We start from the raw sequence: 16,234 nt of genomic DNA, 5'->3' as shown, positions 1-16,234 counted from the left end.
TCTCTGGCTGATGGCTTTCTTGTTGTTTCGCTCTAATGGAGGCGAGGGGAGTCGAACCCCTGTCCGAAGATAACGACACATAAGCTTCTACGGGTGTAGTCACAGTTTTGATGTCACCCGAGTATCGCCCCGTAACCGGCTATACTTTGGGTCAGCCTGATTGTCTTCTTCAGCACACCCCAGGCGGAGATGTGACAGCGTATCCCACTACTTGTTAGCCCCTAATCCTGTCACATGGGCGATGCAGGTTAGAAGCACGCACACAGTTTCTTAGGCTGCGAAAGCGTAGTTGTTTTGTTGTTTGCCGTTTAATAGGCTTTAGCGTTGATGAAGCGGACGCGTCCCCACTACCCGCTACCCATGCTCGAACTATCCCCGTCGAATCCATAAACGCCCCCTCATATAAGAAGGGCTCCAGGATTAATCCGTGAATACGGAGCAAAGGTGCTGCACATCTTTTTCCTCCAAGGTAAAAAGATGCTCTTTCAAACTCGGCATTCCTGTCTGCTACATGAATAATCATATCACAGGACCAAATGCAGATATAGTATAGATTACTGGAAGCTGTACCAGCAGGCTGAGCATCTGTGCAAGTTTAACCAATGCACCATCTGAGGCTCAATCGTCTACATATTATACCGCTTCCCTCGGACGAAGTAAAGTTTACCAGCTTGAGGTCGCGAACATTTGCATCTCCTTTATCTTACCCACTATTTGCACAGACTACGCAGACAGCAGCTACATTTAATGCATCAACTGAATCCGTTCGCTCAGCAACTTCAAACCTAACTCTATCTTATGCATCCTGTGCTTGCAGGTTTACTTTCTCAAGGCTTTCCCCAAATGCTTAAACAGCAATTCTCACTTCAAATAAAAATCCCAAGCTCCGCCCAATCATGAGCCAAACTTGAGATCTTCAGTTCATTCGCATCTAGTGTTAACTTATTACGCGTCGCAACACTACAATAATTCAACTCAGCGAGCAATCTTTTGCTTCTCGCGCATTGCCCGTTGAATATCGCGTTGTGCATCCCGCTTAGCCGCAGTCTCACGTTTATCATACTGTTTCTTACCTTTACCCAAGCCAAGCAGCAACTTCGCGTATCCATTGCGGATATAGATCTTCAGCGGTACAATGCTGTATCCATCCTGCTTCGACAGCCCGAGCAGTTTGTGAATCTGCACTTTATGCATCAGCAACTTCCGCGTACGTGTTGGATCGAGGGGATTATTACGGTTCCCTTGTTCAAAAGGACTAATATGCATATTATGAATGTGAATTTCACCGTTGCGAATGGTGGCAAATGCATCTCCAATATTCGCACGGCCGTTACGAAGAGATTTGATCTCCGTTCCGGTAAGTACCATGCCCGCTTCATACGTATCTTCAATGAAGTAGTCATGGGAAGCCTTTTTATTCTGTGCAAGCACTTTACTCTGTCCATCATTCTTGCCCATGTCCTCACTCCTTCTCCGTAAAATAAGCCGGTACCTTGCTCTATAGCCGCGCACCCAATGAAGCCCAGGTACCCTATGCCAGACCTTAATTGTAGCAAGGACCGCTGTTAAAATCAAGAAAGAGGCAGCATACGCCGCCCCTTCTCATTACACACATTTCATAATGTGCGAAACGAATATTACTTTTTCTTCTTCCGTACAAAAGCTGCAGTTCCATTAGCGGAAGCACCTTTGTTCTTTTTCCGTTTACGGCGCGGAGCTCCGCCTTCCTGCGTACCTCCAGGTGTAGCTGCTTCGCCGATAAAGATACCGCTAGGTGACGTCCTTTTGCGTCCACCGCCACCTTTGCCCCCGCCTTTGCCGGATTTAAAGTTACCTTCGCCACGACCTTTACTGCCGTTCAGATCATTCCCTTGACTGCCAGAACCACTGTCCTGACTGGATGGGGCAGAGCTGTATCCACCTTTACCCGATCCAAAACCAAAGCTTACCGCTCCTGTGCCTTTGCCGCGAGCAGTCGCTGGTGCACTAGCTTCTCCTGTGCGACGCTCACCTTTCGGCTTACCGCCACCTTTTCCACTGAAGCTACCACGTCCACCCTTGCTGCTCTCTTCGGGTGCTCTTCCACCGCGGTTGCCGCCGCCTTTTCCTCCACGTGAGCCACTGAATCCACCAGAACCGCCTTTGGCGCCACTCCGGCCACCACCGCCAGCAGGACGTCCACCTCTGCCGCCTCGGTTGCCGCCACCAAAACCGCCTGGCCGTTCGCTGCGTGGCTTCATATCCACCATTTCAAAGTCAATCGTGTACTCTTCCATACTCACGCGAGCAACACGAATCTTCACTTCATCTCCGATGCGGAACACTTTCGAGGTCCGTTCACCAATGAGAGCCATATGTTGATCATCAAAATGGTAATAGTCGTCCGTCAGTGCGCTCAGTCGAATCAGACCTTCAACCGTATTCTCAAGTTCAATGAACATGCCGAAGCTGGTTACACTGCTGATCATGCCTTCGAATTCTTCGCCGACCTTATCGAGCATGTACTCGGCTTTCTTCATTTTCTCTGTATCCCGCTCGGCTTCAACAGCCACACGTTCACGCTCAGACGATTGCTGCGCAATGTCGGACATGCGTGACGCCAGGTATTCCTGACGATTCTCAGGCAAAGCACCTTTGTTTTCAATCACTTCCCGAATGACACGGTGAATGACCAGATCGGGATAACGACGAATCGGTGAAGTGAAGTGACTGTAGAACTCAGCCGCAAGGCCAAAATGTCCCGACATCTCTGCATCATACTTCGCCTGCTTCATGGAACGAAGCATCATTGTACTGATAACCGTCTGTTCCTTCGTTCCATTAATATCCTCAAGCAGGGATTGAAGCGCACGTGGATGGATCGCGTTACCGCGTCCTTTTACATGGTGTCCGAAGTTCGCTGCAAAAGCGAGGAAGTTTTGCAATTTCTCCTGATCAGGATCTTCATGCACACGGTAGATAAACGGAACCTTCAACCAGTGGAAGTGCTCTGCCACCGTCTCATTGGCCGCCAGCATGAACTCTTCAATGATTTGCTCCGCAATCGAACGCTCGCGTTTCACGATATCAACCGGTTTGCCTTCTTCATCCACAATGATTTTGGATTCTTCAAAATCAAAGTCAACCGCACCCCTGCGCATACGCATGGCGCGAAGCTTGAGGGCAATTTCCTTCATCAGATGGAAGTCATCCACCAGATCCTTGTAACGCTCCAGCAATTCTGGCTCTTCACCTTCAAGAATTTTACGAACGTTGGAATACGTCATACGCTCTTTGGTTTTGATCACACTCGTGAAAATGTCGTGGTTCACAACCTTCATCTGGTCGTTGAACTCCATTTCACAGGACAGCGTAAGGCGATCCACCTGCGGATTCAAACTACAGATCCCGTTCGAGAGACGATGTGGAAGCATCGGAATAACACGGTCTACCAAGTACACACTGCAACCACGATTGTATGCTTCCTGATCCAGTTTGGAGTTCTCACGTACATAGTAGCCGACATCCGCAATATGAACGCCCAGGCGGTAGTTCCCGTTCGGAAGCTTCTCTACATTGACGGCATCGTCCAGATCCTTGGCGTCTTCCCCATCGATGGTTACGATGTTCAACCCACGCAAGTCACGGCGACCCTGTTGTACAATCTCTTCATCTGTAATCGATTCCGGTGCTTGTTCCGCTTCTTGCACCACTTCATCCGGGAATGCTTCCGGCAGCTGATGCTTGCGAATGACAGACAAAATATCAATGCCTGGATCGTCCTTATGTCCAAGTATCTCAATAACTTCGCCTTCCGCGGCAGCGCGGCCCTCGGGGTAGCTCACGATTTTGGCAACGACTTTTTGTCCATCTACAGCCCCGGCAAAATTCGTACGCGGAATAAAAATATCACGGTTAATCCGCTTATCGTCCGGAATAACAAAGCCGTATACCTCATGGCTTTGGAACACACCAACCACTTGGGTAACTGCGCGGGTAACGATACGAACGATCTCGCCTTCCAAACGCCCGTTGGATGGACCCTGAGACGTCACTTTAACAAGGACCGTGTCCCCGTTCATCGCACTTTTCATATCATTCGCATGGATGTAAACATCCGGATGTTCTTTATCCTCAGGGATGAGAAAAGCAAATCCCTTCGCATGTGCCTGCAACCGTCCACGAACCAGATTCATGCGCTCAGGCATACCGTATCGATTGTTACGGGTAAGCAATATTTTTCCGGATTCCTCCAGTGTATTGAGCATAATCAAAAAGGCTTTGAAATCAGCTGCATCTTCAATCTCGAAGTGCTGTTCCAGCTCCTGATATGTCATTGGTTTATAAGCGGTTTCCCGCATGAAGTCGAGCAATTGTTGTTCTGTTATCATTAATATTCACCTCGGGAAACGTAAAAGTGTAATCAGGTTTGTATCATTTGTATCTTGTCTTTATGTATCAGAATCCTTGCAATTTTCTTGCCATGTAACACAAGCCCTCACTATCTCATACCCTAGTATACACGAATTCAATCCGGCCCATCCGTACCCCGCGAAATAAACCAACCCTCAGCCCGCACCTTTCCTCATCGAACTTTCACGAATGACAATAACATATATGACACACGTTTTCATTTCGTTTTGGATTGATACAGCTTCCAAAAAAACCATCAGGTCAGATGAATATCAAACGTATTGAACTGAGCGCGCGCTGATGAAGCAGATAAGCTAAAACATCACTGGGCTAAGTACAGATAAGGAGAAAGAAACAGAAGTGAGAAAAGCCGAAGATTGAATGGGTTAACAATAAGTGGTTGGTAAACTTTGGACATGCACCAATTTATTAAAAAACCTCCGTTTCTTCTCGAAACGAAGGTTTATCATCTTTGGTCGTTCATTCATATATGCTTGATCTACCGATCACTACAGCAGTATTCCTTACTTGGAAATGACAGTAACAACGATAGCCAAGATCATAAATCCTGCACCCAGTACAACGGTTGCACGTTGCAGGAAAAGATCCAATCCGCGCGCTTTCGTTTTACCGAAAAGATGTTCCGCACCACCGGAGATGGCACCCGCCAAACCAGCGCTTTTCCCGTGCTGCAGCAATACTACAGTGATTAGACCGATCGAGAAAACAACGAGCAGCAATTTCAAAGCAATATCCATTCTTTCCACCTCCTACCCATGTGGGCATAACATCTCACCATAAAAACAGTTACTTTAATTGTACCACAGCTATTCCCAATCTACAACCTTATCCTGGATGCTGTCTGTGTGATGAAGAAATGAAAAAGACAAGCCGGTTACCCGGCTTGCCCTAGAAGCTGTGAATACAGCTTATTTTTTAAGGTTGTAGAATCCTTTAAGACCATTGTATTGAGCCAATTCGCCCAGTTGATCCTCGATGCGGAGCAATTGGTTGTACTTCGCGATACGGTCTGTACGGGAAGGTGCACCTGTTTTGATTTGTCCTGCATTGGTTGCAACCGCGATGTCAGCGATTGTGCTGTCTTCGGACTCACCGGAACGGTGGGAGATTACAGCTGTGTATCCTGCACGTTTAGCCATTTCGATTGCATCGAATGTTTCAGTCAGCGTACCGATTTGGTTAACTTTGATCAGGATGGAGTTACCGATACCTTCGTTGATACCTTTTTCCAGACGCTCAGTGTTCGTTACGAACAAATCGTCACCAACGAGTTGAACTTTGTCTCCCAGTTTCTCTGTGAGCAATTTCCAGCCATCCCAGTCGTCTTCGGACATACCGTCTTCGATTGTGATGATTGGGTATTTCTCAACCCATGAAGCCAGAAGGTCAACATACTCAGCAGAAGTGTAAGATTTACCTTCGCCAGCAAGTGTGTACTTACCATCTTTGTAGAACTCAGTGGAAGCTACGTCCATACCCAGGAATACGTCAACACCTGGTTTGTATCCAGCTTTTTCAATTGCTTCGATGATTGTAGTGATTGCTTCTTCGTTCGAACCAAGGTTCGGTGCGAAACCACCTTCGTCACCCACAGCTGTGTTCAGGCCTTTGGAGCTCAGTACGGATTTCAGGTTGTGGAAGATTTCTGCGCCTACGCGAAGAGCTTCTTTGAATGTTGGTGCTCCAACAGGAAGAACCATGAACTCTTGAACGTCGATGTTGTTGTCAGCATGCTCACCACCGTTGATGATGTTCATCATTGGTACTGGCAGTGCTTTAGCGTTGAATCCGCCCAGGTAAACATACAGTGGCAGGTCCAGAGCGTCAGCAGCTGCGCGAGCTACAGCCATGGATACAGCCAGGATTGCGTTAGCACCCAGTTTACCTTTGTTTGGCGTACCATCCAAAGCGATCATCATTTTATCGATACCCAGTTGATCCAAAGCGTCCATACCGATTACTTCTGGAGCGATTGTTTCGTTTACGTTCTTAACAGCTTGCAGAACGCCTTTACCCAGGTAGCGGGATTTGTCACCATCGCGAAGCTCAACAGCTTCGTGGGCACCAGTGGATGCACCAGATGGAACGATTGCGCGTCCGATTGCGCCGGACTCCAGGTATACTTCAACTTCAACTGTAGGGTTACCGCGGGAGTCGAGGACTTCGCGAGCGTACACGTCAGAAATAATAGTCATGAGTGATAATCTCCTTTTAATTTGAATTTATTTTAAATATGGGACCACTTGTGTTTGCCCTTAGGCCACTACGTCAGCAGAATCGTTTTCCGATCGCTGTTATCCCCTGATTTCTTTGAACTTATCGTCATAAGTTGAAATCATGTGATAAAGGCGAACACTTCGTTTCTTCAGACCATTTCTGCTTCCTTCGTTCGGGGCAAACTCCAAACTTCCCACATTGTATATGTGGCTGTGCAGCTTATTTACGGGTAGCGATGACAGAAGTACCTGTCATTTCTTCCGGTTTAGGCAATTGCATCAGATCCAGAATCGTTGGCGCGATATCGGCCAGGATTCCACCTTCACGCAAGGTTACGTTAGCGTCTGTAACGATAAATGGAACCGGGTTCGTTGTGTGAGCAGTGAACGGACGTCCTTGCTCATCGAATACCATATCCGCGTTACCATGGTCAGCTGTGATGAGAACAACGCCGCCTTTGGCAAGCACTGCATCAACAACACGTCCCATGCACTCATCTGTCACTTCAACCGCCTTAATGGTAGGCTCCAACATGCCGGAGTGTCCAACCATATCCGGGTTGGCGAAGTTCAGAATGATCGCATCATGTTTGTCCGCTTCAATCTCGCGAACACATGCGTCAGCGACTTCATAAGCGCTCATCTCCGGTTGCAGATCGTACGTTGCAACTTTTGGTGAGTTGATCAGCACGCGAGTTTCGCCTGGAAGCTCAACGTCGCGTCCACCGCTGAAGAAGAAGGTAACGTGCGGGTATTTCTCGGTTTCAGCAATACGCAGCTGTTTCTTGTTGTTCTGAACCAGAACTTCACCCAGTGTATTGTCGAGGTTTTTAGGCGAGTAAGCCACATAACCTTCAACCGTTTCACTGAACAACGTCAGGCAGACAAAGTGCAAGCCTTCTGGGAATTTCGGACCGCGGTCGAAACCACGAAAATCCTTGTTCGTGAATACTTGCGACAGCTGAATCGCACGGTCAGGACGGAAGTTCAGGAAGATAACGGAATCGCCGCTTTCCACCAAACCTACCGGCTCCCCATCCGCTTTAACGATAACCGTTGGCTCAACGAATTCGTCAAATACGGACTTCTCATACGATTCTTCAACCGCTCTGAGTGGATCGATGTATTTTGGTCCATCACCATAAACGATAGCACGATATGATTTCTCAACACGTTCCCAACGTTTGTCACGGTCCATCGCGTAGTAACGACCTTGAACCGTTGCGATTTGTCCTACACCGACTTCCTCAATTTTGGCAATCAGCTTCTTCATGAAGTCTTTACCACTGTCCGGCATAACGTCACGGCCATCCATGAAGGCATGAATATAGACATCATTCATTTCTTCTTTTTTGGCCAGATCCAGCATGGCAAACAGGTGGTCGATGTGACTATGTACGCCGCCATCAGACAACAAACCATAGAGGTGAAGCTTTTTACCGCTTTGTTTCGCTTCGCGTACAGCCTTGACAAGTGTTTCATTGTCGAAAAACTCACCATCACGAATCGACTTGGAGATACGGGTCAAATCCTGGTATACGATCCGGCCGGCACCAATGTTCAGGTGACCTACCTCGGAGTTCCCCATTTGCCCTTCTGGCAAACCTACAGCTTCACCGCAAGCAGTGAGAGTTGTGTGTGGGAATTGGCTCATGAAGCGATCGTAGTTCGGCTTTTTGGCTTGCGCTACTGCGTTGCCTTCCACCGTGTTACGAAGACCGAAGCCATCCATGATGATCAGTGCTACAGGTTTTGGAGCTGTCATTACTTCGCCCCCTCAACAAGCGCGATGAACGAAGCCGGCTGCAAGCTGGCACCGCCAACAAGCGCGCCGTCGATGTCGCTTTGTCCGAGGTATTCTGTTACGTTCTCTGGTTTAACACTGCCGCCGTATTGAATACGAACTGCATCAGCAACCTTCTCGTCGTACAGATCCTTCACCAGGCTGCGGATGTAAGCAATAACTTCATTCGCATCTTGAGATGTGGAGGATTTACCTGTACCAATCGCCCAGATTGGTTCATAAGCGATAACCACTTGTGCCGCTTGATCTGCAGACAAACCTGCAAAAGCAGCTTCCGTTTGCACTTTGCATACGTCTTTTGTTTGGTTCGCTTCACGCTCTTCAAGCGTCTCACCAAGACAGAAGATTGGAGTCAATCCGTGACGGAATGCAGCATGCAATTTTTTATTAACAGTCTCATCGGTTTCCGCAAAATATTGACGGCGCTCCGAGTGACCAATGATTACATAATCCACGCCAAGGTCTTTCAGCATTACACCGCTGATTTCACCAGTGAATGCACCGTTGTCTTCAAAGTGAAGATTTTGAGCACCAATTTTGATGTTTGTGCCTTTCACAGCTTCTACCAATGTAGGCAGATTCGTGAACGGTGCACAGATTACAGTCTCCACGCCTTCAACTTCCGCTTTTCCTTTAACTTCCTGAATGAAGTCATTGGATTCGGAAACCGTTTTGAACATTTTCCAGTTACCTGCGATAATCGGTGTTCTCATGGTTTTCAACTCCTTCATGCTATAGCTTAAAACTTACTTATCGTTCAATGCAACTACGCCTGGAAGCACTTTGCCTTCCATGAATTCCAGTGATGCACCGCCACCTGTGGAGATGTGGTCCATTTTATCAGCCAGTTTGAACTTCTCAGCTGCTGCTGCGGAGTCGCCACCACCAATTACTGTGTAAGCTTCAGTTGTTGCACAAGCTTCTGCCACTGCACGAGTACCGTGGGAGAAAGGCTCGATTTCGAATACGCCCATTGGTCCGTTCCATACTACAAGTTTGGAGTTTTTAACAACGTCAGCATAGATCTCACGTGTTTTAGGACCGATGTCGATACCTTCCCAATCTGCAGGGATGTCGCCAACTTCAACCACTTTTGTGTTTGCATTAGCACTGAAATCATCAGAAATGACGATATCTACTGGCAGATAGAAGTTTTTACCCAGTTTTTTTGCTTTTTCGATGAAGCCCAGAGCTACATCCAGTTTGGACTCATCCAACAGGGATTGGCCTACTTCGTGGCCTTGAGCCTTCATGAAGGTATAGGACAAACCTCCACCGATGATTACGTTGTCTGCAATGTTAAGCAGGTTGTCGATTACATCGATTTTGTCCTTAACTTTGGATCCACCAATGATTGCAGTGAAAGGACGCTCAGGGTTGGAAATGGCTTTGCCGAGCACATCAAGTTCTTTCTCCATCAAAAGACCGGATACTGCTGGCAGCAAGTGAGCGATACCTTCTGTTGAAGCATGTGCTCTGTGAGCTGCTCCAAAAGCATCGTTAACGAAAACGTCAGCCAGTTCAGCAAATTGTTTTGCGAGTTCTGGATCGTTTTTCTCTTCGCCTGCATGGAAACGAACGTTTTCAAGCAACAATACGTCACCGTTGTTCAGTTCAGCAACTTGCGCTTTAACTGTTTCACCGATGGAATCGTCGGCTTTAACCACTTTTTTACCAAGCAGTTCAGACAAACGCTCAGCCGCTGGAGTCAAACGCAAGGATTCCACAACTTCGCCATTTGGACGACCCATGTGGCTCGCCAGAATGACTTTCGCACCTTTTTCGATCAAGAAGTTGATCGTTGGCAGTGTTGCACGAATACGTTTGTCATCTGTAATTTTACCATCTTCGAGCGGCACATTGAAATCTACACGGACAAAAGCCCGTTTTCCTGTCAATTCGATATCGCGTACACTTTTTTTGTTCATCTGTATTTCCTCCGCACCCATGTATTTGGTGGACCGATCAGGAGCCCAAATCCCCTGTCAATCCTGGTGTTTTTGAGAAATTTGCAAAATGTTGATAGATAAAGAGCGGAAACAATAGCATCTGTTTCCGCTCTATGTTATTGCAGATATTACTTAATCATTTTTGCAAAGTGCTCCAAAGTGCGAACCAATTGAGCTGTGTAGGACATTTCGTTGTCATACCAAGCTACAGTTTTAACCAGTTGTTGGTCGCCCACAGTCAGAACTTTAGTTTGAGTTGCATCAAACAGGGAACCGAAAGTGATACCTTGGATATCGGAAGATACGATTTCGTCTTCAGTGTATCCGAAAGTTTGTGGATCGGAAGCTTCTTTCATTGCTGCGTTAACTTCATCAGCAGTTACTTTTTTACCCAGAACAGTTACGAGCTCAGTCAGGGAACCAGTAGCTACTGGTACACGTTGAGCTGCACCGTCGAGTTTACCTTGCAGTTCAGGGATAACCAAACCGATTGCTTTAGCAGCACCAGTTGTGTTAGGGATGATGTTTTCAGCTGCTGCGCGAGCACGACGGAAGTCACCTTTAGGGTGTGGAGCATCCAATGTGTTTTGGTCGCCAGTGTAAGCGTGAATTGTAGTCATCAAACCTTGAACGATTCCGAATTTGTCTTGCAGTGTTTTTGCCATAGGAGCCAGGCAGTTTGTTGTGCAAGATGCGCCGGAGATTACAGTTTCAGTACCGTCGAGGATTTCATGGTTTACGTTGTAAACGATGGTTTTCATGTCGCCAGTAGCTGGTGCGGAGATAACAACTTTTTTAGCGCCGCCTTTAAGGTGCTTCTCAGCTGCTTCTTTAGTTGTGAAGAATCCAGTACATTCCAGAACGATGTCTACGCCCAGGTCGCCCCAAGGAAGTTCTTCTGGGTTACGGTTAGCCAGTACTTTAACTTCTTTGCCGTTCACTTTGAAGAAGCCGTCGTGTACTTCAACATCGCCATCGAAGCGACCTTGAGTTGTATCATATTTAAGCAAATGAGCCAGCATTTTAGCGTCAGTCAAGTCGTTGATTGCTACTACTTCAATGCCCTCTACATTTTGAATACGGCGGAATGCCAAGCGACCAATACGTCCAAAACCGTTAATACCTACTTTAATCATGAGTAAGTTCCTCCCAAGTTTTGATTTAATTTTTTTATGAAGCTATATATTCAAGACAGACGGTGAAGTCCGTCAAGACAACAAGAGTTGTGGTAAAAGAAAATCTTTATTCCATTTCGGCAACAATGACTTCGGCAGCTGCCTCATCAATAATCAGAATATCTTCCTGCCCGAATCGCAGTACGGAATGAATGGCAGCCGCCTTGCTTTTGCCACCTGCAATTCCAATCACTACATCGGTCCGTTCAATATCCTGAAGTCGCATGCCCAGAGTGAGCATGGTATGTACCACTTCACCCTGATCGTTAAAATAATAACCGAAGGATTCAGATACGGCTCCTTGCTCCTGAAGCTCTTCAATGATCTCCGTTGCAAGTTTGCGTCTTCGCGCCATCTCCACGGCATCACCGATTCCGTGAATTACGATGCGTGACTGTCTGATCAGCTGAAGAATCTCCTGGACGCTTGGGTCCTGAATTAATGATTCATAGGCATGATCACTCAGCAAATCCGGTACATGCAGGAGTTTGTATTGTGCTCCTACCCGTTTTGCCATCGTCGATGCAATCGTATTGGCCTGAATTTCGAGGCTTTCTCCCAATCCGCCGCGTGCCGGTACAAACCAGACACCTTTAAGCGATGTTGGGGGAGTCAGCTGCTCTGCTACTCCTGCCGTTGTTGATCCGCCTGTAACGGCAACAACGTCGTTATCATTCATTACTTGACTAAGAGCCTTCGCTCCAGCCTTACCCAGTTCCCGTTTGGCAAATGGAGAAATGTCCGAATCGCCGGGAACGACAACTACCTTTTGCAGACCGTAGGCTTGCTTGATGCGTTCTTCCAGCTCGGATAATCCGAACAGCTCTTTGGCTACTGGCTCTAACTGCTGCAGCAAATCATGCCCTGCCTCACTGATCTTCATCCCTGCACTGTCAATTTCAATAAGTCCCTGAGCCTTTAACAAATCGGTCTCAGCCCTCAGAACCCGCTCGGTCATCTGCATGGAATTGGCTAACGTCCTTCTCCCGATCACATCCGATAACATGATCTGGTGCAGAATCGTATACCTCTTCTTCAAGACATCCATGAGATCAGGCAGAAGCTGCTTTTGCACTTCTAAAATCGTTCGCATGCTTTCCACTCCCGCAAGCTTCTCGTTCCAAGCTCTCTTTCATGGCCCTAAAATGTCCCGGGTTAACTTTTTAAGTCCCACGTCTATTCTACCTAAAACTGACGTGACATGCAAGTGTTTCAAAAGCCTTATTTCACAACGTTTTGGGCCATTGTACGCGCTTATTTTCACAATCTCCGACTTCCATAGGAAAGTACAGCCGCATTCATACCATATATAGAAGAAAACCAAACTTCTCATCTATATATCGCTTCTATCGACTCCAGTATTGTGCTTCATGCAACCTGTCCAAAACTTCTCTTAGCATTTACTTAAATGCTCTCTTTATCCATTCTTCATCATCATGATCAATTTCAGGTCATTCCAAACCATAAGCTTGATCATATCTCTTGCAATTCAGGATTCCATGAGCTATAATCATTATTGCTGTCACATCAACGTGCGCCCGTGGTCCAATGGATATGACGTAGGCCTCCGAAGCCTGAGATCCAAGTTCGATTCTTGGCGGGCGCGCCATTCTTGATTAACAGCTCATAACCCTTTTAACCAATGGAACCGTAAAGGTTTCTTTTTTTTCAAAGTTAGTTTGACTTTCTTTGACTTTTTGTTTGAAATTGTTTATGATGTGGGTAATACGGTAACAGTTTAAATAGATACACTATTCCATGTACATTTCCGAGGAGGTTTTTCACGTGAGTTATATTCCTATGGTCGTTGAACAGAGCAACCGCGGTGAGCGCGCCTATGACATCTATTCCAGATTGCTGAAGGATCGTATTATCTTTCTAGGCAGCGATGTAAATGACGTTGTTGCGAATGCCATCATGGCACAGATGTTGTTCCTCGCTGCGGAAGATCCGGAGAAAGACATTCATCTATACATCAACAGCCCAGGCGGATCCATTACAGCCGGCATGGCCATTTACGATACAATGCAATTTATCAAACCTGATGTATCTACCATCTGTGTAGGTATGGCTGCTTCCATGGGTGCTTTCTTGCTCAATGCAGGTGCAAAAGGCAAACGTTTTGCACTGCCTAACAGTGAGATCATGATTCACCAGCCGCTGGGCGGCGCACAAGGTCAGGCTTCGGATATCGAAATCCGTGCCCGCCGCATTCTGAAAATGCGTGATACCTTGAACCGCATCATCGCTGAGCGCACAGGTCAACCCCTGGAGCGCATCGAGAAAGATACAGACCGTGACTACTTCATGAGTGCTGCTGAAGCTGCCGATTACGGTATCATTGATAAAGTCATCGAAAACGTTGGCTCCCAAGGCGTATAAGCCGAGGTAACTGTATATTGAAGATATGAACAGGCCAATTGGATTGACCTGTTCATACTACGAAGAAGCGCCCCTTGTCATGAACATGACGAGGGGCGCTCTTTTTTTTAGAATGATATCGAATAATTACTCTGCTGCAATTCCACTAAATGGCTGTGTACCTTTAGGGAGTAACTCTTTGTACGTAAACGGGAATTCCGGGAAACCTTCTGCATACGCAGTGTACTCATACAGTTGGAAGAACACAACTACCCCAGTAGGCGTTACATAGAAGTCCTGATCCTTGTTCAGACCTTTATAGCCGTCCAGGTAACCACCGCGAGCCTTAAGCTGTTCACCAACCTTTTTGCCAAGCGTATCGCGCATTGTTTTGTTGTTCTGCAGTACATCGTCAAGACTTAGCTCTTTACCTGTATCCAGCGCAAAGGTATGACCTGTCCGTGTAGTCATCCCGTGGGCTCCGGCATAATCCTCATAACGCTGAGTAACTAATCCCAGCACGCCGTTTTCATTGTATGTCACCACATAGGTGCTCTCGAATGCATATGGACGGTTGGCTGCTGCCGTTCCGTATTCTGCCGTTTGCTTCTTGAAAGCCGCTACGAATGTATCGACTTCGTCTTTCAACACTTTGTTGATTGCCGCTTCGGCTTCATCGCTAGCAAGTCCACTCACCTGTGGATATTGAATATCTACCTCAGCATTTTTGATGTCCACTTTCACGGTTGCCGATTTCACTTTTACGCTATTTTGCTTCACTTTGCTCAGCGCCAGTGTTTTGGTTTTACCATCCCAGCTGCCTTGAACTCCCAAATAATCTCTCATTGCCGAAAAAGGAATGTACAGGCGTCCCTTGATCAGCTTCGCTTCAACGTTAGGATAATAATTATTTACTCTTAGCGATGGTTCACCATCCGCCAGGCTGATTTTCATCGTGTTATTCGCTGCAGTCAGTGCGTACTCTTTTGTTTTTGCGTTATATGTTAGCGTACCACCAGCCACATCCTTAACAGCGGTGAGGGATACCCACGTGGATCCACCTTGTAAAAGTCCTTTTTGTGTCAACGTTTTGCCTGCAGACTTCAATGTAACATCTGTTGATGCCGTAACTTTGGAAGTAACCGAAGCTGCTTGCACGGAGTTATCCTGCCATACCGCCCCACTACCTACAATGATTCCTGCCGCGAGTAATGCACTTGTCCACTTTTTCCATGATGTCATATATAAAACTCCTCTCGAATTTGCCTAGGGTTCATTGCGTATGTATCCTGATCGCATATCTCATACGCTCACCTCTTAATTATAATTAACCCAATTCAGGAAAGGTTTACAGCACCAGTTACAATGTTGTTCAATCCAAATCCATTTGGTAAAGGTTTTGTCACGAACAAATATACAAAAAAGACATCAAATCATCGTCATTATTCTCGTTGAAGCAAGGTGGTTGTTAACCCAACTTCATTAAAGCTCCTGTTCATAACAAAAGAGACCCTGCCCGATGGACACAGTCTCTTCAGTTCTTCATCTATGTTTATTTCATTTCATACGTAATGTTGAGCGTCGTGCTCACCTTTACCTGACCTGTTTCAATTTCCGTGCCAGCAGCAGACTGTGCCATATCCTTGGCCGTCGAACTTTCTGTTGCATAGAACACAGGCACATTGGCATCACCTTGAGTCACAGACAACACAGCACCTAATTGACGTTTAACCGCCTTGGCAATCGCTCCTGCTTTCACCTCTGCATTGGCTACTGCCTTCTCGATCACTTGTGATTCGAAGTTTTCCGGATTTTCTACCGTAAAGCGTACATTCTCGATATTGTTGGCACCTGCCTGTGAAGCAGCATCCAACAGTTCACCAATCTTGTCCATCTCGCGGTACGTAATCGTCAGCGTATGATGAGCGGTATACCCTTTAATTTGCTGACCTTCTTTATCGCTATACGTATAGTTTGGTTGTACATAGAACTGACTGGTCTGAATGTCATCTGCACTGATTTTCCACGTATTTTTCAGCAGGTTGGATACCTTTTGAATTTTTGCGGCATTTGCCTTCTGAGCGGAGGCTGCTGTCTCAGCAGTGCTGTTCACACCGATCGACAGATAAGCGATATCCGGTTTTACCTGAATCTCGCCTTTACCCACGACATTAATCACATTTTGCTGTACCCCTTGTACTTCTGCAGCGTAGGCATAGTTCCCGGGTGCCACCCAAGCTGTACCACCAACGAGTAATGTTCCTGCCACCAACACCGCGCCTAGCGGTTTCATCCATTGTTTACCCATTACATTTA

General features: G+C 46.8%; 12 protein-coding genes, 1 tRNA gene and 1 other RNA gene. 2 read left to right on the top strand and 12 right to left on the bottom strand.

Translation table 11 applies throughout. The annotated features are described in order from the left end of the window. Positions 1–33 precede the first annotated feature (33 nt). The 10 genes from ssrA to MH144_RS25705 all read right to left on the bottom strand — a co-directional run bounded on the left by ssrA (position 34) and on the right by MH144_RS25705 (position 12,650). Positions 34–398: a transfer-messenger RNA gene (gene ssrA / locus MH144_RS25750) on the bottom strand. Between the two features lie 577 nt (positions 399–975). Next, positions 976–1,458 carry an SsrA-binding protein SmpB gene (gene smpB, locus MH144_RS25745; protein WP_095362030.1) on the bottom strand — a complete coding sequence of 161 codons (483 nt, stop codon included), beginning with the start codon at positions 1,456–1,458 and terminating at the stop codon, positions 976–978. 179 nt (positions 1,459–1,637) lie between these two features. Then, positions 1,638–4,370: a ribonuclease R gene (gene rnr, locus MH144_RS25740; protein ID WP_239305136.1), complete on the bottom strand. Its 2,733-nt coding sequence runs from the start codon at positions 4,368–4,370 to the stop codon at positions 1,638–1,640. Between the two features lie 546 nt (positions 4,371–4,916). After that, positions 4,917–5,150: a preprotein translocase subunit SecG gene (gene secG / locus MH144_RS25735; RefSeq protein ID WP_095362032.1), complete on the bottom strand. Its 234-nt coding sequence runs from the start codon at positions 5,148–5,150 to the stop codon at positions 4,917–4,919. A 171-nt stretch (positions 5,151–5,321) separates the two neighbouring features. Beyond that, entirely contained in the window at positions 5,322–6,608 is a 1,287-nt protein-coding gene (eno, locus tag MH144_RS25730; RefSeq protein WP_095293032.1) for a phosphopyruvate hydratase, read from the bottom strand. Positions 6,609–6,849: 241 nt separating this feature from the next. Next, entirely contained in the window at positions 6,850–8,394 is a 1,545-nt protein-coding gene (gene gpmI, locus MH144_RS25725) for a 2,3-bisphosphoglycerate-independent phosphoglycerate mutase (protein WP_239305135.1), read from the bottom strand. Beyond that, entirely contained in the window at positions 8,394–9,146 is a 753-nt protein-coding gene (gene tpiA / locus MH144_RS25720) for a triose-phosphate isomerase (RefSeq protein WP_175394335.1), read from the bottom strand. Before tpiA ends, gpmI begins: the two co-directional genes overlap by 1 nt. A 33-nt stretch (positions 9,147–9,179) precedes the next feature. Beyond that, positions 9,180–10,361 carry a phosphoglycerate kinase gene (locus MH144_RS25715; protein ID WP_239305134.1) on the bottom strand — a complete coding sequence of 394 codons (1,182 nt, stop codon included), beginning with the start codon at positions 10,359–10,361 and terminating at the stop codon, positions 9,180–9,182. A 149-nt stretch (positions 10,362–10,510) separates the two neighbouring features. Further along, positions 10,511–11,518 carry a type I glyceraldehyde-3-phosphate dehydrogenase gene (gap, locus tag MH144_RS25710; protein ID WP_239305133.1) on the bottom strand — a complete coding sequence of 336 codons (1,008 nt, stop codon included), beginning with the start codon at positions 11,516–11,518 and terminating at the stop codon, positions 10,511–10,513. A 106-nt stretch (positions 11,519–11,624) separates the two neighbouring features. Beyond that, on the bottom strand, positions 11,625–12,650 hold the full coding sequence (locus tag MH144_RS25705) for a sugar-binding transcriptional regulator (RefSeq protein ID WP_095362035.1): 1,026 nt from the start codon (positions 12,648–12,650) through the stop codon (positions 11,625–11,627). Positions 12,651–13,091: 441 nt separating this feature from the next. Between MH144_RS25705 and MH144_RS25700 the strand changes: the two genes are divergently transcribed. Further along, positions 13,092–13,166: transfer RNA gene (locus MH144_RS25700), tRNA-Arg, on the top strand. Positions 13,167–13,342: 176 nt separating this feature from the next. After that, positions 13,343–13,939: an ATP-dependent Clp endopeptidase proteolytic subunit ClpP gene (gene clpP / locus MH144_RS25695; protein ID WP_095362036.1), complete on the top strand. Its 597-nt coding sequence runs from the start codon at positions 13,343–13,345 to the stop codon at positions 13,937–13,939. 126 nt (positions 13,940–14,065) lie between these two features. Here the strand turns inward: clpP and MH144_RS25690 are convergent, their stop codons facing one another. Together MH144_RS25690 and MH144_RS25685 are read right to left on the bottom strand one after the other, a co-directional pair. Further along, complete coding sequence (locus MH144_RS25690; protein ID WP_239305132.1) at positions 14,066–15,160, bottom strand: PdaC/SigV domain-containing protein; 1,095 nt, start codon at positions 15,158–15,160, stop codon at positions 14,066–14,068. Positions 15,161–15,470: 310 nt separating this feature from the next. Next, complete coding sequence (locus MH144_RS25685) at positions 15,471–16,226, bottom strand: SIMPL domain-containing protein (RefSeq protein ID WP_239305131.1); 756 nt, start codon at positions 16,224–16,226, stop codon at positions 15,471–15,473. Between the last annotated feature and the right edge of the window lie 8 nt (positions 16,227–16,234).

It is taken from the genome of Paenibacillus sp. ACRRY (assembly GCF_022346995.1).
In the GTDB taxonomy this organism is placed as follows: Bacteria; Bacillota; Bacilli; order Paenibacillales; family Paenibacillaceae; genus Paenibacillus.
This window is presented reverse-complemented; position numbering and strand designations above follow the sequence as displayed.

Coding starts and splice junctions, on each gene's coding strand:
- gpmI (WP_239305135.1), bottom strand. CDS start 8,394: ATGACAGCTCCAAAACCTGTAGCACTGATCATCATGGATGGCTTCGGT.
- MH144_RS25685 (WP_239305131.1), bottom strand. CDS start 16,226: ATGGGTAAACAATGGATGAAACCGCTAGGCGCGGTGTTGGTGGCAGGA.
- MH144_RS25705 (WP_095362035.1), bottom strand. CDS start 12,650: ATGCGAACGATTTTAGAAGTGCAAAAGCAGCTTCTGCCTGATCTCATG.
- smpB (WP_095362030.1), bottom strand. CDS start 1,458: ATGGGCAAGAATGATGGACAGAGTAAAGTGCTTGCACAGAATAAAAAG.
- gap (WP_239305133.1), bottom strand. CDS start 11,518: ATGATTAAAGTAGGTATTAACGGTTTTGGACGTATTGGTCGCTTGGCA.
- MH144_RS25715 (WP_239305134.1), bottom strand. CDS start 10,361: ATGAACAAAAAAAGTGTACGCGATATCGAATTGACAGGAAAACGGGCT.
- secG (WP_095362032.1), bottom strand. CDS start 5,150: ATGGATATTGCTTTGAAATTGCTGCTCGTTGTTTTCTCGATCGGTCTA.
- eno (WP_095293032.1), bottom strand. CDS start 6,608: ATGACTATTATTTCTGACGTGTACGCTCGCGAAGTCCTCGACTCCCGC.
- tpiA (WP_175394335.1), bottom strand. CDS start 9,146: ATGAGAACACCGATTATCGCAGGTAACTGGAAAATGTTCAAAACGGTT.
- MH144_RS25690 (WP_239305132.1), bottom strand. CDS start 15,160: ATGACATCATGGAAAAAGTGGACAAGTGCATTACTCGCGGCAGGAATC.
- rnr (WP_239305136.1), bottom strand. CDS start 4,370: ATGATAACAGAACAACAATTGCTCGACTTCATGCGGGAAACCGCTTAT.